Raw genomic sequence first — 1,210 nt, forward strand, 5'->3', positions numbered from 1 at the left:
GTCCCTGCGTGGACCCGGTGATGTTGTTCAAAATGTTGTTCATCGGGTATTTGTACGGCATTCGCTCGGAACGGCGCCTGGTGGAAGAGATCCAGGTCAACGTGGCATACCGCTGGTTTGTGGGGCTTTCTTTGACGGACAAGGTACCGCACGCCACCACATTCAGCCAAAACCGACGCCGCAGGTTCAACGGTACGACCATCTTCCAGGAGATCTTCGACGAGATCGTTTTGCAAGCCATCAACCACGGACTGATCGAGGGGAAAGAACTGTTTACGGACTCGACGTTTTTAAAGGCGAACGCCAACAAGAACAAATTCACCCGTCAAATAGTTCGCCAATCCACGGAGAAGTACGTGGAGGAATTGGATCGTGCCATTGACGAGGATCGTGAAGCACACGGCAAGCGGCCGTTAAAAAAAAACGACACTTCTGAGGTAGAACGGGAAATCCGTGTCAGTACCACCGACCCGGAAAGCGGCTACATGGTGCGGGAAGGCAAACCGGAAGGTTTTTTCTATCTGGATCACCGGACGGTAGACGGCAAACACAACCTCATCACGGACGTGTACGTGACACCGGGAAACGTGCACGACTCCAAACCCTACTTGGCTCGTCTGAAACGGCAGCAGGAACGCTTCGGCTTTGAGGTGGAGGCTGTGGCGCTGGATGCCGGATACCTGACGAATCCGATTTGCCATGCCTTGAAGGAGCTAGGGATTTTTGCCGTCATCGCCCACCGTCGTTTTCATCCGCAAAAAGGATTGTTTCACAAATGGCAGTTCAAGTACAACGCGAAGCGTGATGTATACATCTGTCCAGGAAAACACGAACTGACATACCGAACGACCAACCGACAAGGATACCGCGAATACAAATCCGATCCGCAAACGTGCCGGGATTGTCCGTTTTTATCCCGGTGCACCCGTTCGAAAAACCATGTGAAAACCATCACCCGACACGTATGGGAAGATGCCAAGGAGTGGGTTCGTCAAAACCGGTTAAGCGAGCGGGGAAAAGAACTTTACAAGCGGAGGAAAGAGACGATCGAGCGGAGTTTCGCGGATGCGAAAGAGCTGCACGGACTTCGCTACGCACGGATGAGGGGGCTTGCCAGAGTAACAGAGCAATGCCTCCTTACTGCCGTTTGCCAAAACATCAAGAAAATGGCCTTGCTCCTTTGGAAGAGGAACAATGGGCCCCAAGGCGG

Annotated in this window: 1 protein-coding gene; it reads left to right on the forward strand. The window is 52.9% G+C overall.

The features are described 5' to 3' along the window. Positions 1-1,210: IS1182 family transposase (locus CLV97_RS17730; protein ID WP_106346839.1), on the forward strand; the 1,210-nt coding region annotated here is incomplete at both ends.

Origin of the sequence: Planifilum fimeticola (assembly GCF_003001905.1) — a bacterium.
GTDB lineage: Bacteria > Bacillota > Bacilli > Thermoactinomycetales > DSM-44946 > Planifilum > Planifilum fimeticola.